The organism is Streptomyces aurantiacus, from assembly GCF_027107535.1.
GTDB lineage: Bacteria > Actinomycetota > Actinomycetes > Streptomycetales > Streptomycetaceae > Streptomyces.
The window spans coordinates 8,598,283-8,618,468 of record NZ_CP114283.1; the positions used below are offsets into that span (position 1 = coordinate 8,598,283).

Below are 20,186 nucleotides of genomic sequence, written 5' to 3' on the forward strand. Positions count from 1 at the left end.
TGATGTTAGGGAACTAACAGTCCCTTTTGGTCGATACGGTCACTTGCATGCCTACCGACACGGTTTCCGTCACGGGGTGGGGCCGCACCGCACCCACCGCCGCCCGCCTGGTGCGCCCCCGTACGTACGAGGAGGTCGTGGCGGCCGTGCGGGGATGCGGAACCCGCGGGGGCATCGCCCGGGGGCTGGGACGGGCGTACGGGGACGCGGCACAGAACGCGGGCGGGGCCGTGCTCGACATGACGGCCCTGGACCGCGTCCACGCGATCGACGCGGACGGCGGGACCGTGCTGTGCGACGCCGGTGTCTCGCTGCACCGCCTGATGGAAGTCCTGCTGCCGCTGGGCTGGTTCGTGCCGGTGACCCCGGGGACCCGCTATGTGACGGTCGGCGGGGCGATCGGCGCGGACATCCACGGCAAGAACCACCACGTGGCCGGTTCCTTCGCCCGGCACGTCCTGTCCTTCGAGCTGCTGACCGCGGACGGCGAGATCCGTACGGTGAGCCCCGGTACCCCGCTGTTCGACGCCACGGCCGGTGGCATGGGCCTGACCGGTGTCATCCTCACGGCCACCGTCCGACTGCATCCGGTCGAGACGTCGTTGATGTCCGTCGACACGGAACGGGCCACGGACCTGGACGACTTGATGGCCCGCCTCACGGCCTCCGACCACCGCTACCGCTACTCGGTCGCCTGGATCGATCTGCTGGCCCGTGGCGCGGCCGTGGGACGCTCGGTGCTGACCCGGGGCGACCACGCCCCCCTGGAGGCGCTGCCCGACGCCGCACGCGCGCGTAGAGCCCCGCTGGAGTTCCGTCCGGGGCGCCTTCCCGCGGCCCCCTCCTTCGTCCCCGAGGGCCTGCTCGGCCGTACGGCGGTCGGTCTCTTCAACGAACTCTGGTACCGCAGGGCGCCCCGCGCGCGCGGCGGTGAACTGCAGCGGATGTCCACCTTCTTCCACCCGCTCGACGGCGTGCCGCACTGGAACCGGATCTATGGGCGCGGCGGTTTCGTGCAGTACCAGTTCGTCGTCGGACACGGCGGGGAGGAGGCCCTGCGCCGGATCGTGCACCGCATCTCGCAGCGCCGCTGCCCCTCCTTCCTCGCCGTCCTGAAGCGGTTCGGTGCGGGCGACCCCGGCTGGCTGTCCTTCCCGATGCCCGGCTGGACCCTCGCGCTGGACATCCCCGCGAACCTGCCGGGGCTCGGCGGCTTCCTCGACGAGCTGGACGAGGAGGTGGCCGCGGCCGACGGGCGTGTCTACCTCGCCAAGGACTCCCGGCTGCGGCCGGAACTGCTCGCGGCGATGTATCCGCGGCTCGACGCGTTCCGGGCGCTGCGCGCGGAGTTGGACCCGCGGTCCGTCTTCACCTCCGACCTGTCCCGGCGCCTCGGGCTCTGACCTGAGCCGCCCCGCCTGCCCGGTTCTCCCACCCTCTCCCCAGGAGTTCGCTTCATGAAGGACGCTTTCGGCCTCCCCCAGTCCCTGCTCGTCCTCGGCGGCACCTCCGAGATCGCGCTCGCCACGGCGCGGCGGCTGATCGCCCGCCGTACCCGCACGGTGTGGCTCGCGGGCCGCCCCTCGCCCGGCTTGGAGGCGGCCGCCGCCGGGCTGCGCGAGCTCGGCGCGGACGTGCGTACCGTCGACTTCGACGCGCTCGATCCCGACGCCCACGAGCCGGCTCTCGGCAAGGTCTTCGCGGAGGGCGACATCGACATGGTCCTGCTCGCGTTCGGTGTCCTCGGCGACCAGTCGCGCGACGAGAACGAGCCCGGCGCCGCCGTGCGGGTCGCACAGACGAACTACACGGGCGCCGTGTCGTCGGGGCTGGTGTGCGCGCGGGCGCTCCAGGAGCAGGGGCACGGCTCCCTGGTGGTGCTCTCGTCGGTGGCGGGCGAGCGGGCCCGCCGCGCCAACTTCATCTACGGGTCCAGCAAGGCGGGCCTCGACGCCTTCGCCCAGGGGCTGGGGGACGCGCTGCACGGCACGGGCGTCCACGTGATGGTCGTGCGTCCCGGGTTCGTCCGCTCGAAGATGACGGAGGGGCTGGCGGAGGCCCCGCTCGCGACGACTCCCGAGGCGGTGGCCACGGCCATCGAGACGGGCCTGCGCCGACGCTCCGAGACGGTGTGGGTGCCGGGGGTGCTGCGGGTGGTCATGTCGGCGCTGCGGCACGTACCGCGGGGGGTCTTCCGCCGCCTGCCCGTCTGAGGGCCCGGGGGCGCCGCGCCTTCAGGAGGGCAGGAGAGCGGGGATCCGTGCGAGCGGCCACCGGCGGCCCGGTCCATGTGCACCGGACTCCAGGTCCCCGGCCCCGGGACCGCGGCGACCGCCCGGCCCTGCGGGCGGTCCGGTCAGCGGGCCGGGAGCGGGCCCCGCTCCACGTGCGACGCCTGCGGCGGCACGATGGCGCCCCCGAAGACGTAGTCGCGCAGCCTGCGCCACACCCCGTCGGACCCCTGCTCGTAGAGGGCGAAGCCCGTGCACGGCCACTGGGCCTCGTACTCCGCGAGCTCCTCGAAGGCGCGGTCCATCGCCTCGTCGGCGATGCCGTGCGCCACCGTGACGTGGGGGTGGTACGGGAACTGCAGCTCGCGCGCCACGGGCCCGGAGGCGTCCCGGACCTGCTTCTGCAGCCAGGTGCAGGCCTCGGCACCCTCGACCACCTGCACGAACACGACGGGTGACAGCGGACGGAACGTCCCCGTCCCGTTCAGCCGCATCGAGAAGGGGCGGCCGGCGGCCGCGACCTCGACGAGATGCGCCTCGATCGCGGGCAGCGCCGACCGGTCGACCTCGGTCGGCGGCAGCAGCGTGACGTGGGTGGGAATGCCGGAAGCCGCGGGGTCGCCGAAGCCCTCGCGCCGCTGCTGGAGCAGGCTGCCGTGTGGCTCCGGGACCGCGATCGACACACCGATCGTTACGGTCCCCACGTCGTCTCCTGTCGTTGTGTCGGTGTTCCGTCGTGCTGTTGTCCCCGGCGCACAGAGGCTGGCGCCGGTCCGGCTATCGACTGTACGGCGGTGCGGCCCCGTACAGGATGTCGTGCCGGTGTTGTCCTGGTCTCGTCCGGCCGCCGTACGGGGTTCCCTTACCACCGGTCAGTGCTTGGCGGGCAGGAATCCCACGTTCTCGTACGCCTGGGAGAGCGTCTCGGCGGCGACCGCGCGAGCCTTCTCCGCTCCCTTGGCCAGGATCGAGTCGAGCGTCTCCGGGTCGTCCAGGTACTGCTGGGTGCGCTCCCGGAACGGCGTCACGAAGTCGACCATGACCTCGGCCAGGTCCGTCTTCAGCGCACCGTAGCCCTTGCCGACGTACTTCTGCTCCAGTTCCGCGACAGCGGTTCCGGTGAGGGTGGAGTAGATGCCCAGCAGGTTGCTGACGCCCGGCTTGTTCTCGACGTCGAACCTGATCACCGTGTCCGTGTCGGTGACCGCGCTCCTGACCTTCTTCGCGGTGGTCTTCGGCTCGTCGAGGAGGTTGATGAGGCCCTTCGGCGTGGACGCCGACTTGCTCATCTTGATCGTCGGGTCCTGGAGATCGAAGATCTTCGCCGTCTCCTTGAGGATGTACGGCTTCGGAACGGTGAACGTCTGCCCGAAACGGCCGTTGAAACGCTCGGCGAGGTCACGCGTCAGCTCGATGTGCTGACGCTGGTCCTCGCCCACGGGAACCTCGTTGGCCTGGTACAGCAGGATGTCCGCGACCTGCAGGATCGGGTACGTGAAGAGTCCGACCGAGGCACGGTCGGCGCCCTGCCTGGCGGACTTGTCCTTGAACTGGGTCATGCGGGAGGCCTCGCCGAAGCCCGTGAGGCAGTTCATGATCCACGCGAGCTGGGTGTGCTCGGGGACATGGCTCTGGACGAACAGGGTGCAGCGCTCGGGGTCGAGACCGGCCGCCAGCAGCTGGGCGGCGGCGAGCCTGGTGTTGGCGCGCAGGTCCGCGGGGTCCTGCGGAAGGGTGATCGCGTGCAGGTCGACGACCATGTAGAACGCGTCGTGGGACTCCTGCAGGGCCACCCACTGGCGGACGGCGCCGAGGTAGTTGCCGAGGTGGAACGAGCCCGCGGTGGGCTGGATTCCAGAGAGCACGCGGGGACGGTCTGAAGCCATGCTCACCATTCTCTCAGGTGTCAGGGGTCGTTCCGGAACTGGTCGGAAACAGAAGTGACACGGGTGGGAACCGATCCGCCTCCGGCGGTGTAACAAGACTGTGAGGACGCGGGAGGGGGGCCGCATCGTCGATGAGGCCGCGGTGATCGCACGCGTGCGCGCCGGAGAGCCGGAGGCGTATGCGGAGCTGGTGCGTGCCCATACGGGTCTCGCGCTCAGGGCGGCCGCGGCGCTGGGGGCGGGTGCGGACGCGGAGGACGTGGTGCAGCAGGCCTTCTTCAAGGCCTACTGCTCCTTGGGGCGTTTTCGGGACGGCGCGGCTTTCAGGCCATGGCTGCTCTCGATCGTCGCCAATGAGACGAGGAACACAGTGCGGACGGCGGTGCGCCAGCGGACGCTGGCCGGCCGCGAGGCCGCGCTCGTCGAGGCGGAGCCGCGGATACCGGAATCGGCCGATCCGGCAGTCGCGGCCCTGGAGGTCGAGCGCAGGTCGGCCCTGCTCGCCGCCCTGGAGAGGCTGAGCGAGGAGCACCGTCTGGTCGTCACCTACCGCTATCTCCTGGAGATGGACGAGCCGGAGACGGCCCAGGCCCTGGGCTGGCCCAGGGGGACGGTGAAATCCCGGCTCAACCGCGCGCTGCGGAAGCTGGGCAGACTGCTGCCGGATTTCGAGTCGGCGGAGCACGCGGACCGGCCGGAAGGGCCGGAGGATCCGGGCGCGCCGGGAGCGCCGGGGAGCCCGAAAGAGCTGCGCGGACTGAGAAGGCCGGGGAGTCGGAGGACGCGCGATCCACGGAGAGGAGGTGACGAGCATGAGTGACGCACACGGACCGCACGAACCGGACCAGGGGCGGGGCACGCGGTCCTCCGGTGGTGGAGGCGACCGCGGTCGGACCGGTCGTGAGCGGGGAGACGGACCGGGCCGTGAGCGGAGCTCGCGGTTGCCCGAGGAGCTGCGGGCGCTCGGGCGTTCGCTGGACAGGCCCGGGGCGGCCGGCGGCGAGTCGATGGTCGAGCAGGTCCTGGAGCGGATACTCGCCGAGCGGGTGCCGGTCCCGGTGGCCGAGCCGCCCGGACTCGCGGAGCGGCTGAGGGCGGTGCGCCGCTGGACACGGGCGCGCGGGCGCGCGCTCACCACGGGCCTGTGCGCCCTGCTGGCGGTCCTCCTGCTCACGCCTCCGGTGCGGGCGGCGGTCGTCGACTGGTTCGACTTCGGCGGGGTCGAGGTGCGGTACGACCCGTCGGCGACCCCTTCGCACGGCGCCGAGGTGCCCGGCTGCGGCGGACCCGCCCTCACGCTGGAGGAGGCCGGCCGGCGAGCGGGCTTCGCACCCCTCGTACCCCCTGGCCTGGGGACACCGGAGGCGGTGACGGTGACCCGCGAGCCGAAGGAACGGTTCCTGATCAGTCTGTGCTGGCGCGAGCGGGGGCGGACGGTCCGGCTGGACGAGTTCCCGGCGATGCTCAGTCCCGGCTTCACCAAGCTCGTGGAGGAACAGCCGGAGTACGTGCCGCTGGGCACCGACGCGGACCTCGTCGAGCGGACCGCGCTGTGGTTCCCCGCCCCTCACCTCCTGCGCCTCTGGCTGGTGGACAGGGACGGCGAGTTCACCCGCACCGAGCGGACAGCGGGACCCACCCTGTTGTGGACGCACGGCGGCGACATGACGCTCAGGCTGGAGGGCGTGGAATCGAAGTCCCTGGCGGTGGGCATCGCGAAGTCACTGGGCGCGTCCGCCTCCTGACGGACGCGCCGCGGACCCTCCGGCTCCGGGGTGGGATCCGGTGCGGGCCTGCCGGTCGGGCGGTGGGGGTGCTTCGGCCGGTGGCAGTGCCTCGGGCTGTTGAAGGGCTTCCCTGCTAGCGAGGGCGGCCGCACCTCTGTCCGACGGTTCTCGGCTGCTTTGACGGCCGGAATACTTCGTCGGCGCCGGTTGGGAACCCCGGCGGGTCGAGCGGTGTACCAGAAGTGACACGCAGGTGCGGGCGGCCTCATCGGGGGCCGGTTGGGGGTGGGCTGGATGCGAAGTGTCCGAGCACTGGTGAAGGGGGGCCGGGGATGGGCGACGGTCTCGGGATGGGTACTGGGATTCGGCTTGGTGGTGTCGAGCGCCACGACCGCCACGGCCGGCGGCCCGACGAGTGTGCTGGTGGTCTCGCCGGAGAGCGGGCTGAGCACGGCGCTCTACACCACGAGTGAGGAGTACAGGGAGTTGGAGCGGCTCCTCGGCCAGCCGGGCAGGGGCACCAGTGAAGAGCCGCCGGGCCTGGGCGTGGGCAGCAGTCAGCAGATCAATGTCACCTGGATGCTCCACGACGTGTCGCCGTGGCGGGTCGACCGCGTCTATCCGGACACGCGTGGCGGCAAGAAGGTCTGGATACACACAGCGGCCAACGTCCATAAGTCGATGAACGGCTACTGGCACACGGCAGAGCAACCAGCCGCGATCCGCGCGCTGCTGAAGAAGATCGGCGTGCTGGGCAAACCGTCCGGGAAGGGCGTCGGGGACGCCTATCCGGCTCCCTGGGCATCGGAGGACGCCTCGGCGGCACCTGCCCCCGCGTCCACGGAGCAGTCCCGCACAGCCGTCGCCGCGACGGCGGACGACACCGACTGGTGGTGGGCGATACCGGGGTTGGTGACGGGAGCTGTGCTTGGCCTGGGGCTGCGGCCGTTCGTCGGACGATGGCCGGGCGTGCGGCGGCTGAGCCAGTGGAGGGAGCGGGAGACGGGGCCCCGCCAGGAGCTGAGAGATGTCTGACGGGGCCGGGCTGCGGCCTCAGCCGAGGTCGATCTCCGGGTAGAGCGGGAAGCCGGTGAGGAGATCGGTGGCACGGTGGGAGATCTCGTCCGCGATCTTCGGGTCCAGGACGTGCTGGGCCTTGGAGGGGGCGCCCTTCGCCGTGGTGCCCGCTTCCGTGGTGGCGAGGACTCGGTCGATCAGGCCGGCGATCTCGTCCATCTCGGTGGCGCCGAGGCCCCGGGTGGTCAGCGCGGGCGTGCCGATGCGGATGCCCGAGGTGTACCAGGCGCCGTTGGGGTCGGCGGGGATGGCGTTGCGGTTGGTGACGATGCCCGACTCGAGCAGGGCGGACTCGGCCTGACGACCGGTGAGGCCGTAGGAGGAGGCGACGTCGATGAGGTTGAGGTGGTTGTCGGTGCCGCCGGTGATCAGCTTGGCGCCGCGCCGCATCAGGCCCTCGGCGAGAGCGCGGGCGTTGTCGACGACGGCCTGGGCGTACTCGCGGAACTCGGGGCGGCGGGCCTCGGCGAGCGCGACGGCCTTGGCTGCCATGACGTGCGGAAGGGGGCCGCCGAGGACCATCGGGCAGCCGCGGTCGACCTGGTCGGCGAGCGAGGAGTCACACAGGACCATGCCGCCGCGCGGGCCACGCAGCGACTTGTGGGTGGTCGTGGTGACGATCTGGGCGTGCGGGACCGGGTCGAAGTCACCGGTGAGGACCTTGCCGGCGACGAGACCGGCGAAGTGGGCCATGTCGACCATGAGTGTGGCGCCGACCTCGTCGGCGATCTCCCGCATGATCCGGAAGTTCACGAGACGGGGGTAGGCGGAGTAGCCGGCGACGATGATCAGTGGCTTGAACTCGCGGGCGGAGGCGCGCAGGGCCTCGTAGTCGATGAGGCCGGTCGCGGGGTCGGTGCCGTAGGAGCGCTGGTCGAACATCTTGCCGGAGATGTTCGGGCGGAAGCCGTGGGTGAGGTGGCCGCCGGCGTCCAGGGACATGCCGAGCATGCGCTGGTTGCCGAAGGCGCGGCGCAGTTCGGCCCAGTCGGCCTCGGAGAGGTCGTTGACGTTGCGGACGCCGGCGTTCTGGAGGGCGGGAGCCTCGACACGCTGGGCGAGTACGGCCCAGAAGGCGACGAGGTTGGCGTCGATGCCGGAGTGCGGCTGGGCGTAGGCGTGCTCGGCGCCGAAGAGCTCGCGGGCGTGCTCGGCGGCGAGGGCCTCGACGGTGTCGACGTTGCGGCAGCCGGCGTAGAAGCGGCGGCCGACGGTGCCTTCGGCGTACTTGTCGCTGAACCAGTTGCCCATCGCCAGCAGGGTGGCCGGGGAGGCGTAGTTCTCGGAGGCGATCAGCTTGAGCATCTCGCGCTGGTCGGCGACTTCCTGCCCGATGGCGTCGGCGACCCGGGGCTCGACGGCGCGGATCACTTCGAGGGCGCTGCGGAAGGCGGTGGATTCGGTGGAAAGGGGCTCGGGCATGACGGCCTCCGGACGTGGCGTTCGGCGTTCACGGTTCGGCCCAGGCGCACGGCACACAGTTGCTGGGCCGCTCCCCGATGGTCGGTCCCATCCCAGCGCGCCAGTCACGGCCCGTGGATCAGCGTACCGGGCACACCCGGGAGACAGGTTCGGCCGTCCATCATGCGAGCGACGACAGATGAAGACAGATAGGGCGTGTGAGGCCCTCGACGACCTCCTGCGAACCGCCGGGCCTCCGGGCCTGCCGGCCACCGGACCTCCGGGCTTCCGGCCGCCGGACCGCCGGGCCTCTAGGCCTCCCGGTCTCCGGGCCTGAAGAGCGAGTGACCCGGTCGGGCGGGAGGCTGCCCTGAACTTGCACCCCCTACAGTCGCTTTGTGCTCTTTGGAATGGTGTGCGCGCTCGGTGCGTCGGTGTGCTTCGGGGCGGCGACGGTGTTGCAGGCGATGGCCGCGCGGGCTGCCGCGCCGGTCACGGAGTCCTCCGGCCCGTCCGGTGTGGACGCCGCCCTCTTCCTGCGGGCCGTGCGCGAGTGGCGGTATCTCGCCGGGCTCGCGCTCGACGGGGTCGGGTTCCTGCTGCAGATCGCGGCCCTGCGCTCGCTGCCGATCTACACCGTGGGGGCGGCCCTCGCCGCGAGTCTCGCGGTGACGGCGGTGGTGGCGGCGTGGCTCCTCGACGTAAGGCTGAGCGGGGTCGAGTGGGCGGCGGTCGCGGTGGTGTGCGCGGGGCTCGCGATGCTGGGGCTCGCTTCTGGTGAGGAAGGGGAGAAGGCCGGCTCGTCGGCACTCAAGTACGCGATGCTCGGCACCGCCTTCGCCGTGCTGCTCGTCGGGGCGCTGGCCGGGCGGCTGTCCGGGCGGGGGCGGGCGCTCGCGCTCGGGCTGGGCGCCGGGTTCGGGTTCGGCGTGGTCGAGGTGTCGGTCCGGCTGATCGACGACCTCGACCCCTCGGCGCTCCTCACCAACCCGGCGACGTACGCGCTCCTGCTGGGCGGAGGCTCCGCGTTCCTCCTCCTCACCTCGGCGCTCCAGCGCGGCTCGGTGACGACGGCCACGGCGGGGCTGGTCATCGGCGAGACCATCGGGCCCGCTGTCGTGGGAGTCGTCTGGCTCGGCGACCGTACGCGCGAAGGCCTGGCGTGGCCGGCCGTACTCGGTTTCGCCGTCGCGGTCGCCGGTGCGCTGGCACTGGCACGCTTCGGGGAGGCTCCGGCCGAGAAGTCAGGACCGGAGACGGGGCCGGGGTCGGGGTCGGGGTCGGGGTCGGGGTCGGGGTCGGGGTCGGATCCGGTCACGCGGTAGTGGCGGAGCAGCAGCCTGGTCCGACCGTGCACAGGCTCGCCAGTCATCAGGCCCGTAGCCCCCTCGGTCCTTGGCTCCATCAGCCCCGTCGGCCCCTCGTTCCATCAGCCCCGTCGGCCCCTCGTTCCATCAGCCCCGTCGGCCCCTCGCTCCATCAGTCGCGCCTGCCCACTGGCCGTGCCGATGCCAGCGGCACCCATGTGCACCGACCCGCACCCCGCCCCGTCACGGCAGAGCCCCGCACAGTGCCTCCAGGGCTCCTGGCCAGCTGCTGTCCGAGGGGGTGCCGTAGCCGACGACCAGGGCGTCCAGTGGTGGGGGCGTGGCCGCGGGGTGGCGGTAGCTGGTGAGGCCGTGGACGGCCAGGCCGTGCCAGGCGGCCGCGCGGACCACCGACCGCTCGGTGCCGGGCGGGAGCCGGAGCACCGCGTGAAATCCGGCCGCGATGCCGGTGGCCGTGACCGACGGAGCGCGGGCCGCCAGGGCCGCGACGAGCTGGTCGCGGCGACGGCGGTAGCGGAGGCGGGAGGCCCGTACATGACGGTCGTACGCGCCCGACGTGATGAACTCCGCGAGCGTCAGCTGGTCCAGGACGCCGCACGACCAGTCGGCCCCGCCCTTCGCAGCCGCGACCTCGGAAGCCAGGGCCGGCGGCAGGACCAGCCAGCCGAGGCGCAGACCGGGGGCGAGGGACTTGCTGGCGGTGCCGAAGTACACCACGTGGTCCGGGTCGAGGCCCTGGAGTGCGCCCACGGGCTGCCGGTCGTAGCGGAACTCGCCGTCGTAGTCGTCCTCCAGGATCAGCCCGCCCGTGCGGCGCGCCCAGTCGACCGCCGCGGCACGGCGGTCCGGGTGCAGCGGCACGCCCATGGGGAACTGGTGGGCGGGCGTCAGCAGCACCGCCCCTCCCGCGCCCCCCGGGCCGCCGCCCATCGCGCCGAGCCAGGACAACTCGGCGGTCCGCGTGCCCAGTTCGTCGAAGGGCAGAGGCACCGAACCCAGCCCCGCCCGTTCGATCAGGCCCCAGTGCACGTCGAGCCCGTACGACTCCACCGCCAGCGCCCGCGCGCCCCGCTGCCGCAGCACCGCTCCGAGCAGCATCAGCCCGTGGGCGAACCCGGAGCAGACAAGGATGTGTTCGGGGTCGGCGCGTACGCCGCGGGCCCGGGCGAGATAGCCCGCGAGGGCGGTGCGCAGTTCGACACGGCCGCGCGGGTCCCCGTAACCGAGGGCCTCGTTCGGTGCCGCCGTGAGTGCCCGGCGGGACGCCCTGAGCCACTCGGCGCGCGGGAACGAGGCGAGGTCCGGGGTGCCGGGGACGAGGTCGTACGCGGGCCCCCAGGACCGGCGCGGCCGCCGGGCGGCGGAGGCAGGGACCGGCACCGGCCGTTGCGCCACGCGGGTGCCCGAGCCCTGGCGCGCGGTGAGCCAGCCCTCGGCGACGAGGTCGGCGTACGCGTCGGCGACCGTGTTGCGGGCGATGCCGAGGTCGGCGGCGAGGGAGCGCGACGACGGCAGCCGGGTACCCGGCGCGAGCCGCCCGCCGCGCACCGCCTCCCGCAACGCGTCCGTGAGGCCTCTGCGCAGGCCGGAGCCGGTACGCGACAGGTCGACATGCAGGTCCACACCGAAAGTGGCCCAAGATCCAGCCATGGAAATGGACCATACTCCTGGGCTACTCCGCTCGTAGGGTCGACGTCATGACGACCACGCAGACATCCACCGGGGCCGCGCACGGCGGCCCCCGCAAGGACACCCCCTACGCCTCCGAGGAGGCCCCCCGGCTCGAATGGGCCAAGTTCGCGCCGGAGGTCTACAAGGCCATGGTCCGGCTCGACGCGGCGGCCCGGGCGGGGCTCGACCCGGTCCTGCAGGAGCTGGTGAAGATCCGTGCCTCGCAGCTCAACCACTGCGCGTTCTGCCTCGACATGCACACGAAGGACGCGCTGGCGGCGGGCGAGAGCGTCGAGCGGATCGTCCAGCTCGGCGCGTGGGAGGAGTCCCGGCACTTCTACACGGAGAAGGAGCTCGCGGCGCTCGCGCTGACCGAGGCCGTGACGGTCCTGACGGACGGCTTCGTCCCGGACGAGGTGTTCGAGACGGCGGCCCGGCACTTCGACGAGGCCGAGCTCTCCCAGCTGATCGCCGCGATCACGGTGATCAACGCCTGGAACCGCTTCGGTGTGACCTGCCGCCTCACGCCGGGCCACTACACGGCCGGGCAGTACAAGTGACAGGGGCGTCGGCGGGCAAGGCCGCGGTCTTCCGCGCGCTGCACCTCGACCGCCTCCCCGGTGACCCGCTGGTCCTCCCCGGCCCCTGGGACGCGGCCAGCGCCCGTGTGTTCGTGGATGCCGGGTTCCCGGCGCTCGCCACGCCCAGTGCCGGGGTCGCGGCGTCGCTCGGGTACGAGGACGGGGCCACGCCCGCCGACGAGATGTTCGCTGCGGTCGCGCGGATCGCACGGGCCGTGGAGGTGCCGGTGTCCGCGGACGTCGAGGACGGCTACGGGCTCGCTCCGAAGGAGCTGGTGGAACGGCTCCTCGACGCGGGCGCGGTCGGCTGCAACCTGGAGGACTCCCGCGCCGGCGTCCTGCGGGACCCCGCCCGGCACGCGGAATGGCTCGCCGAGGTGCGGGCGGCCGCGGGCGACGGGCTCTTCGTCAACGCGCGCGTCGACACGTTCGCGTGCGGGATCGCGGATCCGGGACCGGCGGTGGAGCGGGCCGCGCTGTACGTCGCGGCCGGCGCCGACTGCGTGTACCCGATCGGTGTGCCGGCGGACGTGCTCCCGTTGCTGCGGGCGGGCGTCGAGGGCCCGGTCAACGCGTCGGCGACGCCGGACGGGCTCTCCGCCCGGGAGTGGGGCGAGCTGGGGGCGACCCGCATCACCTACGGGCCGGGCCTCCAGCGCGCGGCGGCCGCGGCGCTCCGGGAGATCGCCGGACGACTGTGACCGCACTGATGTCCGGGCCCCCGGTCATGAGGGCCCGGACATCGGCGGGTCTGCCCGTCCGGTGACGGCTGCTCGGCCGACGGCCATCGGTCGGCGGCCATCGGTCGGCGGCCGGTGAGGGCTATCCGGCCAGCCAGGACTTCCACGTCGACTCATGGCCCCGTACCCACTTCTGCGCCGCGTCCTCCGGCGACAGCTTCTGGTCCGCGATCATGAGGGAGACCTCGTTCTGGTCCTCGGTCGTCCACTTGAACTTCTCCAGGAAGGCGGCGGCCTCGCCACCGGACTTCGCGAAGTCCGAGTTGAGGTACTTGCGCAGCGGGGTGTGCGGATAGGCGCAGGCGACCGCCTCCGGGTCCGCGTCGCAGCCCTCCTTGTAGGCGGGCAGCTTCACCTCCGTCATGGGCACCTTCTTGAACAGCCACTGCGGCGAGTACCAGTAGGTGAGGAAGGGCTTCTTCTCCTTGGCGAACTGCCGCATCTGGGTGATCTGCGCCGCCTCCGAACCGGCGAACACCACCTGGTAGTCGAGGTCCAGGTTCTTCACCAGGGCCTTGTCGTTCGTGACGTAGGAGGGCGAGCCGTCGAGCAGCTGCCCCTTGCCGCCGCTCTCGGCGGTGCGCAGCTGGTCGGCGTACTTGTTGAGGTTCTTCCAGTTCGTCACGTCGGGGTGCTGCTTGGCGAAGTACGTCGGGACGAACCAGCCGATGTGTCCGGTGACGCCGAGGCCGCCGCCGTCCTCGATCGTCTTCTTGTCCTTGATGTACCGCTGCTCCTGCTCGGGGTGGCCCCAGTCCTCCAGGATCGCGTCGACCCGGCCCTGGCTGAGGGCGTCCCACGCGGGGACCTCGTCGACCTGGACGGTGTCGACGCGGTAGCCGAGTTCGTGCTCCAGCAGGTACTGGGCGACGGCCACGTTGGCCTGCGCGCCGACCCAGGACTGCACCGACAGGGTCACGGTCTTCGAGCCCTGCGCGTTGGCGAAGGGTGAGGCCTGCTTGGTCATGTCGGCGGCTCCGCAGCCGGTCAGCACCAGCAGGGAGCAGCCGACGGCCAGAGCGCCCGTCAGTCGCGTACCACCGGTCGTGCGGCTACCACCGCTCGTGCGTGTACGCATCTCAGGCTCCCTTCTTCGTTCGGCGGTCCGTCGGCTGGGTCACCCGGTCGAGCATCAGGCCGAGGCAGACGATCGCCGCGCCGGCCACCAGGCCGGTGGCCAGGTCGCCCTGGGCGAGCCCGAACACGACGTCGTAGCCGAGCGCTCCGCCGCCGACCAGGCCGCCGATGATGACGACGGCGAGGACCAGGACGACGCCCTGGTTCACGGCGAGCAGCAGGGCGGGGCGGGCCAACGGCAGCTGGACCTGGCGCAGTTGCTGCCAGCTCGTCGCGCCCAGGGAGCGTGAGGACTCCATGGCCGCCGGGTCCACCTGGCGCAGGCCCTGCGTGGTGATGCGGACGACGGCGGGCAGCGCGTAGACGACCGCCGCGGCGACCGCGGGGGCGCGGCCGACGCCGAAGAGGGCCACGACGGGGATGAGGTACACGAACTGAGGCATCGTCTGGAAGACGTCCAGGACGGGACGCAGGAGCCGCTCGCAGCGTTCGCTCCTGGCCGCGGCGACGGCGGTGCCGAAGCCGAGGACGAGCGTGACGGCGACCGCCGCGAGGACCTGCGACAGGGTGTCGAGGGAGGGTTCCCACACGCCGAGCACGCCGATCGCGGCCATCGCGAGGACCGCGGTCAGGGCGGTGCGCCAGGTGCCGATCAGCCAGGCGAGCGCGGCGACGATCAGCAGGACCGACCACCAGGGCAGCCACTGCAGGCCGTCGCGCAGCGGGTCCAGGACCCAGGTGGTGAAGTGGGCCGCCCAGTCGGCGGTGCCGCCCACGTAGGGGACGCCGGAGTAGAGGTGGTCGGTCATCCAGTCGACGGCGCGGTTCACCGGCTCGGCGATGCCCACGACCCAGGTCTCGGGCCAGTCGAGCCGGCCGGTCAGGCGTCCGGCGACCGCGACGGCCAGTGCCGCGACGGCCGCGTAGGCCCAGCCGGTCCAGCGGGGACCGCTCTGGCCGAGCCCCTCCCCCGCCGCGCACGTCACCCGGTCGAGGACCACGGCGAGCAGCACGATCGGGATGCCCGCGGCGAGGGCGGCGCCCACGTCGACCGAGGCGAGTGCCTGGTAGACGCGGTCTCCGAGGCCGCCCGCGCCGATGACGGACGCGATGACGGCCATCGAGAGGGCCATCATGATCGTCTGGTTGAGGCCGAGCAGGAGTTCCTTGCGGGCGAGCGGCAGCCTGGCCGTGAGGAGCCGCTGGCGGGCGGTGGTGCCCAGGGACTCGACGGCCTCCATCACTCCGGCGTCAGCGCCGCGCAGTCCGAGCGCGGTGAGGCGGGCCATGGGCGGGGCGGCGTACACGACGGTGGCGAGCACCGCGGCCGGGACGCCGATGCCGAAGACGAGGACGACCGGCAGGAGGTACGCGAAGGCCGGGAGCACCTGCATGGTGTCCAGCACGGGGCGCAGCGCGCGGTACGTGCGGTCGGAGAGTCCGGCGGCGAGGCCGAGCAGCGCGCCGAGCCCGACGGACACGAGGACCGCGACGACCATGAGTGCGAGCGTCTGCATGGTGGGGACCCACATGCCGAGCAGCCCGCAGGTCAGGAACGCGACGGCGGTGCCGAGCGCCAGCCGCACTCCGGCGACCCGCCAGGCCACGAGCGCGGCCACGGCCGTGACGCCCGCCCAGCCCGCGGCGAGCAGGACGAGGTAGACGGCCCGTACGGAGAGGACGACCGCGTTGGAGACGTATCCGAAGAAGTAGAGGAACAGCGGGTGGCTGTCACGGTTGTCGATGATCCAGTCGCTGGCCCTGCCGAGGGGTTCGGAGAGGTCGACGGTGAGGGCGTTGGGCCAGGCGCCGCTCGCCCAGCGGGCGTCGGCCAGCGGGACGAGGACGGCTGCCGCGACGGCGAGCAGGAGGAGCTTGCCGGCGGCCGGGTGCTTGAGGAGGCCGGGCAGGGCGGTCCGGGGAGCGGGTGCGGTGACGGTGGCCATCAGGCCACCCCCTCGCGGGCCGGTCCGGCCGATCCGTCGTGGGCGGGGTCGGGCGATCCGGCGTGGGCGGGCGATCCGCGGTGGGCGGGGTCGGCCGGTCCGGTGGTGGCGGAGACCGGCTCGGTGGCCGGTCCCGTGGACTGCCCGTCCGTGCCCGCCACCACCTCCAGGAGCGCGTCCGAGTCCACGACTCCGAGGCAGCGGCCCCGGTCCACCACGCGGGCCGTCTGGCCCGAGCGGGCGACCGCCTCGATGGCCTGCGAGACCGTGGCCTCCGGCGACAGGGCCGGGCCTTCGCCGGCCTCCTGCGCGGACGCGGCACGCATGGCCCTGCGTACCGTCATGACCTGCTCGCGCGGCACGTCCCGGACGAACTCGCGTACGTAGTCGTCGGCGGGCGAGCCCACGATCTCCTCGGGCGTGCCGAGCTGGACGACGCGGCCGTCGCGCATGAGGGCGATCCGGTCGCCGAGGCGCAGGGCCTCGTTCAGGTCGTGGGTGATGAAGACCATCGTGCGGCCCTCCTCACTGTGCAGCCGGATCACCTCCTCCTGCATGTCGCGCCGGATGAGCGGGTCGAGCGCGCTGAACGGCTCGTCGAACAGCAGGACTTCGGGGTCCACGGCCAGGGCCCGGGCGAGTCCGACGCGCTGCTGCTGGCCGCCGGACAGCTGGCCGGGCCGCCGCTGTTCCATGCCCTCCAGGCCGACCTTCGTGACGACTTCCTGTGCCTTCTCCCGGCGCTCGCGCTTCGGCACGCCCTGGACCTCCAGGCCGTACGCGACGTTGTCGAGCACGGTGCGGTGCGGCAGCAGGCCGAAGTGCTGGAAGACCATGGCGGCGCGGTGGCGGCGCAGTTCGCGCAGCCGGGCCTTGTCCATGGCGCGCACGTCCTCGCCGTCGATGACGATCGTGCCGGCGGTCGGCTCGATGAGCCGGGTCAGACAGCGTACGAGGGTGGACTTGCCCGAGCCGGACAGGCCCATGACGACGAAGACCTCGCCCTTGCGCACATCGAAGCTGACGTCCCGGACTGCGGCCGTGCAGCCGGTACGGGAGCGGAGTTCGGCGGCGGTGAGGGAGGTGAGCTCGGGGTCGCCGGGGATCCGGTCGGCCTTGGGGCCGAAGACCTTCCACAGGCCGTCGACGGAGAAGACGGGCTCGTCGCCCGTGCGTTCGTCGGCGGTGGGCGCGGGGGCGGTGGACGTACTCATCACGCACCACCTCCCAGCAGGTCCGCGCACTTCTCGCCGACCATGAGCACCCCGATCATCGGGTTCACGGCGGGCATCGTCGGGAAGACGGAGGCGTCGGCGATCCGGATGTTCTCCAGACCGCGGATGCGCAGCTCGGGGTCGACGACGGCGAGCTCGTCGTCCGGCGCGCCCATGCGGCAGGTGCCCGCCGGGTGGTACACGGTGTGGGCGACCTTCCGCGCGTACTCGCCGAGTTCCTCGTCCTCGGTGACGTCGGGTCCGGGGCACACCTCGCGCTTGAGCCAGTGCGCGAGGGGCTCTGACTTCGCGATCTCGCGCGCGATCCTGATGCCGTCGACGAGGGTGCGGCCGTCGTAGTCGTCCTCGTCCGTGAAGTAACGGAAGTCGAGGGCGGGCTTCTCGGCCGGGTCGGCGCTCGTCAGGTACAGCCGGCCGCGGCTGCGCGGCTTGGGGATGTTCGGGGTCATCGAGACGCCGTGCGCGGGCCGTTCGTAGCCGAGGCGCTCCGGGTTGTCCGTGAACGGGACCTGGTAGAAGTGGAACATCAGGTCGGGGCCTGCCTGTTCGGGGTCCCGCCGCACGAAGAGGCCCGCGTCGGAGTCCATCGCGGAGTTCTCGGGGATCGGCCCGTCGGTCTCCCAGACGATGACCGACTCGGGGTGGTCGAGGAGGTTCTCGCCGACGCCCGGCAGGTCGTGGACGACGGGGATGCCGAGCTTTTCGAGGTCCTCGCGCGGTCCGATGCCGGAGTGCATGAGCAGCCGGGGCGAGTCGACGGCGCCGGCGCACAGCAGTACCTCGTTGCGGGCGCGTACGAGCAGTTCCTCGCCGTCCTTCGTGCGGACGTGCACACCGCGGGCCCGGGTCCCGTCCAGTTCCAGCTTGTGGGCCCAGGTCTCCAGGAGGAGGTGGAGGTTGGGCCGCCGGTCCATGACGGGGTGCAGGTACGCGACGGACGCGCTCGAGCGCTTGTTGTTCTCGGGGTGGTAGGCGAGGTCGAAGAAGCCGACGCCCTCGGTGAACGGCTTCTTGTTGAACCCCTCCACGCGCGGTACGCCGAGCGCGGACTGCGCCGCGTCCACGAAGTCGCGGGCGATGGCGTTCCGGTCCTTCTCGTCGACCGGGACGATGTTGTTGAGCAGGCGCGGGAAGTAGGTCTCCATGGGGGCCGCGCCCCAGCCCTCGGCGCCCGCCGCCTCCCACTCGTCCCAGTCGGACGGCAGCGGCTTGAACGCGATGAGGGTGTTGTGCGAGGAGCATCCGCCGAGGACACGGGCACGGCTGTGCCGGATGTGCGAGTTGCCGCGTGGCTGCTCGGTCGTCGGGTAGTCGTAGTCCAGTTCCCCACCGAGGAGGCCCATCCAGCGGCGCAGGGTCAGGACGTCGTCGCGGTCGACGTCGCTGGGCCCGCCCTCGATGACGGCGACGGTGACGTCGGGGTCCTCGGTGAGACGGGAGGCTATGACGGATCCGGCGGTGCCGCCGCCGATGACGACGTAGTCGTACGTGTTCTCATTTTCGGGCATGGCGTGGCGCTCCAAGGTGCCTTGTGCGGTGGGGGGTTGGAGGGGGGCGGGGCCGGGGGGTCAGCCCGCGAACCACCGGACCGGCTTCGGTGCGAGGTTCTGGTACACGTGCTTCGTCTCGCGGTACTCGGCGAGCCCGGCGGGTCCGAGCTCGCGCCCGACGCCGCTCTTGCCGAAACCGCCCCACTCCGCCTGCGGAAGGTAGGGGTGGAAGTCGTTGATCCAGACGGTGCCGTGCCGCAGCCGTCCGGCGACGCGCCGGGCGCGGCCCGCGTCGGCGGTCCAGACGCCTCCGGCGAGTCCGTACTCCGTGTCGTTGGCGAGTGCGACGGCCTCGTCCTCGGTGCGGAAGGTCTCGACCGTCAGGACGGGCCCGAACACCTCTTCGCGTACGACGCGCATGTCGCGGTGGCACTGGTCGAGGACGGTCGGCTCGTAGAAGTAGCCGGTGGCGGGGCGGACGGCGGACGGCTCGGGACGGGCGCCGCCGGTCCGCAGCACCGCTCCCTCCGCGAGGGCGGCGGCCACGTAGGCCTCGGTCTTCTCGCGCTGTTCGGCGGAGACGAGCGGCCCGCACTCGACGCCCTCCTCGGTGCCGCGTCCGAGGCGGATGAGCTCGGCCCGCCGCACCAGTTCGGTGACGAAGCGGTCGCGCACCGACTCCTCGATGATGAGCCGGGAGCCCGCCGAGCAGACCTGGCCGCTGTGGATGAACGCGGCGTTGAGGGCCTGGTCGACGGCGGTGTCGAAGCCCTCCTCCGTGGCGCAGGCGTCGGCGAAGACGACGTTGGGGTTCTTGCCGCCGAGTTCGAGGGCGACCTTCTTGACGGTGAGGGCGGCGGCCTGCGCGACCTTCGTGCCGCTGATGAGACCGCCGGTGAAGGAGACGAGGTCGACGTCCGGGTGCTCGGCGAGGCGGGCGCCGACGCTGTGCCCGGGGCCGGTGACGATGTTGGCGACTCCTGCGGGCAGCCCGGCCTCGACCAGCAGCTCGATCAGGGCGACCGTGGTCAGCGGAGTGATCTCGCTGGGCTTGACGACGAAGGTGTCCCCCGCCGCGAGCGCGGGTGCGATCTTCCAACTGGCCTGCAGCAGCGGGTAGTTCCAGGGGGTGATCATCGCGCAGACGCCGAGGGGCTCGTGCACGACGACGCTGTGGATGTCGTCCGAGCCGGCGTCGACGACCCGCCCGCCGCCCTCTCCGACGACGAGGTCGGCGAAGTACCGGAAGGCGTCGGCGACGCAGTCGATGTCGACGCGCCCCTCCTCCAGCGTCTTGCCGGCGTCCCGGCTCTCCAGGAGCCCGAGCCGCTCGCGGTCACGGACGAGGAGGTCGGCGACACGGCGCAGGAGGGCGGCCCGCTCCGTGACGGGCGTCCGTGGCCACGTTCCGTGGTCGAAGGCGTGCCGGGCGGCCTCGACGGCTGCGTCGGTGTCCGGCACTCCGCCTTCGGAGACCGTGGCGAACGGCTTCGCGTCCGCCGGGTCGAGGATGTCCCGTGTGGCTCCTGAGGCGGCCGCACGCCACTCTCCGCCCACATGAATCGTCTGCTGCGCCTGGTGTCCCGACATGATCGGTGTTGCCTTCCGTTCCTGAGCGGTGCCCCTGTGTCACACGCGTGTCACTCTCGGGGGCCGTGAGCACATGCCCCCAAGTCCGGAATGCATGCACACCTCGTGACGAGAAGTGCGCGGGATCACTGAAAAATCAGTCGAAACAAGGCTAAAAACTGACAGACGACCGCTATGAATCAGTCCCATGGACACCTCGCTTTCCT

17 protein-coding genes and 1 riboswitch are annotated in these 20,186 nt (G+C 72.1%); of the genes, 8 read left to right on the plus strand and 9 right to left on the minus strand.

Annotated elements, in window-relative coordinates; genetic code table 11:
• The first annotated feature begins 47 nt into the window (after positions 1 to 47).
• Entirely contained in the window at positions 48 to 1,403 is a 1,356-nt protein-coding gene (dprE1, locus tag O1Q96_RS39935) for a decaprenylphosphoryl-beta-D-ribose oxidase (RefSeq protein WP_269252758.1), read from the plus strand.
• A gap of 54 nt (positions 1,404 to 1,457) precedes the next feature.
• Entirely contained in the window at positions 1,458 to 2,213 is a 756-nt protein-coding gene (dprE2, locus tag O1Q96_RS39940; RefSeq protein ID WP_269252759.1) for a decaprenylphospho-beta-D-erythro-pentofuranosid-2-ulose 2-reductase, read from the plus strand.
• Positions 2,214 to 2,356: 143 nt separating this feature from the next.
• Here dprE2 and O1Q96_RS39945 read toward each other — a convergent pair whose 3' ends face one another.
• Together O1Q96_RS39945 and trpS are read right to left on the minus strand one after the other, a co-directional pair.
• The gene (locus O1Q96_RS39945) at positions 2,357 to 2,935 is read right to left on the minus strand and encodes a 2'-5' RNA ligase family protein (RefSeq protein ID WP_269252760.1); all 579 of its coding nucleotides are present in this window, start codon (positions 2,933 to 2,935) and stop codon (positions 2,357 to 2,359) included.
• A gap of 168 nt (positions 2,936 to 3,103) precedes the next feature.
• A complete protein-coding gene (trpS, locus tag O1Q96_RS39950; RefSeq protein WP_269252761.1) occupies positions 3,104 to 4,117 on the minus strand; it encodes a tryptophan--tRNA ligase in 1,014 nt (337 codons plus the stop codon).
• 100 nt (positions 4,118 to 4,217) lie between these two features.
• Here trpS and O1Q96_RS39955 point away from each other — a divergent pair, with 100 nt between their 5' ends.
• From O1Q96_RS39955 to O1Q96_RS39965, 3 genes are all read left to right on the plus strand, one after another.
• The gene (locus tag O1Q96_RS39955) at positions 4,218 to 4,937 is read left to right on the plus strand and encodes an RNA polymerase sigma factor (protein WP_419587017.1); all 720 of its coding nucleotides are present in this window, start codon (positions 4,218 to 4,220) and stop codon (positions 4,935 to 4,937) included.
• A complete protein-coding gene (locus tag O1Q96_RS39960) occupies positions 4,930 to 5,862 on the plus strand; it encodes a hypothetical protein (RefSeq protein WP_269252762.1) in 933 nt (310 codons plus the stop codon). The genes O1Q96_RS39955 and O1Q96_RS39960 overlap by 8 nt, the downstream gene beginning before the upstream one ends.
• A gap of 276 nt (positions 5,863 to 6,138) precedes the next feature.
• Complete coding sequence (locus O1Q96_RS39965; RefSeq protein WP_269252763.1) at positions 6,139 to 6,879, plus strand: hypothetical protein; 741 nt, start codon at positions 6,139 to 6,141, stop codon at positions 6,877 to 6,879.
• Positions 6,880 to 6,897: 18 nt separating this feature from the next.
• On the opposite strand, the gene O1Q96_RS39970 is transcribed toward O1Q96_RS39965, so the two are convergent.
• Positions 6,898 to 8,343 carry a glycine hydroxymethyltransferase gene (locus O1Q96_RS39970; RefSeq protein ID WP_269252764.1) on the minus strand — a complete coding sequence of 482 codons (1,446 nt, stop codon included), beginning with the start codon at positions 8,341 to 8,343 and terminating at the stop codon, positions 6,898 to 6,900.
• A 31-nt stretch (positions 8,344 to 8,374) separates the two neighbouring features.
• Positions 8,375 to 8,461: riboswitch (ZMP/ZTP riboswitch) on the minus strand.
• 271 nt (positions 8,462 to 8,732) lie between these two features.
• Here O1Q96_RS39970 and O1Q96_RS39975 point away from each other — a divergent pair.
• Entirely contained in the window at positions 8,733 to 9,647 is a 915-nt protein-coding gene (locus O1Q96_RS39975; RefSeq protein ID WP_269253911.1) for a DMT family protein, read from the plus strand.
• Positions 9,648 to 9,872: 225 nt separating this feature from the next.
• Here O1Q96_RS39975 and pdxR read toward each other — a convergent pair whose 3' ends face one another.
• A complete protein-coding gene (pdxR, locus tag O1Q96_RS39980) occupies positions 9,873 to 11,300 on the minus strand; it encodes a MocR-like pyridoxine biosynthesis transcription factor PdxR (RefSeq protein ID WP_269252765.1) in 1,428 nt (475 codons plus the stop codon).
• 47 nt (positions 11,301 to 11,347) lie between these two features.
• Between pdxR and O1Q96_RS39985 the strand changes: the two genes are divergently transcribed.
• Positions 11,348 to 11,881, plus strand: a complete 534-nt coding sequence (locus O1Q96_RS39985; protein ID WP_269252766.1) for a carboxymuconolactone decarboxylase family protein — start codon at positions 11,348 to 11,350, stop codon at positions 11,879 to 11,881.
• Entirely contained in the window at positions 11,878 to 12,603 is a 726-nt protein-coding gene (locus tag O1Q96_RS39990; RefSeq protein ID WP_269252767.1) for an isocitrate lyase/PEP mutase family protein, read from the plus strand. The genes O1Q96_RS39985 and O1Q96_RS39990 overlap by 4 nt, the downstream gene beginning before the upstream one ends.
• A 121-nt stretch (positions 12,604 to 12,724) precedes the next feature.
• On the opposite strand, the gene O1Q96_RS39995 is transcribed toward O1Q96_RS39990, so the two are convergent.
• The 5 genes from O1Q96_RS39995 to O1Q96_RS40015 form a co-directional block, all read right to left on the minus strand.
• Positions 12,725 to 13,609, minus strand: a complete 885-nt coding sequence (locus O1Q96_RS39995; protein ID WP_269253912.1) for an ABC transporter substrate-binding protein — start codon at positions 13,607 to 13,609, stop codon at positions 12,725 to 12,727.
• Between the two features lie 112 nt (positions 13,610 to 13,721).
• A complete protein-coding gene (locus O1Q96_RS40000; RefSeq protein WP_269252768.1) occupies positions 13,722 to 15,665 on the minus strand; it encodes an ABC transporter permease in 1,944 nt (647 codons plus the stop codon).
• The gene (locus tag O1Q96_RS40005; protein WP_269252769.1) at positions 15,665 to 16,879 is read right to left on the minus strand and encodes a quaternary amine ABC transporter ATP-binding protein; all 1,215 of its coding nucleotides are present in this window, start codon (positions 16,877 to 16,879) and stop codon (positions 15,665 to 15,667) included. Before O1Q96_RS40005 ends, O1Q96_RS40000 begins: the two co-directional genes overlap by 1 nt.
• On the minus strand, positions 16,879 to 18,408 hold the full coding sequence (locus O1Q96_RS40010) for a GMC family oxidoreductase (protein WP_269252770.1): 1,530 nt from the start codon (positions 18,406 to 18,408) through the stop codon (positions 16,879 to 16,881). Before O1Q96_RS40010 ends, O1Q96_RS40005 begins: the two co-directional genes overlap by 1 nt.
• A 60-nt stretch (positions 18,409 to 18,468) precedes the next feature.
• The gene (locus O1Q96_RS40015; RefSeq protein WP_269252771.1) at positions 18,469 to 19,980 is read right to left on the minus strand and encodes an aldehyde dehydrogenase family protein; all 1,512 of its coding nucleotides are present in this window, start codon (positions 19,978 to 19,980) and stop codon (positions 18,469 to 18,471) included.
• Positions 19,981 to 20,186: the final 206 nt, after the last annotated feature.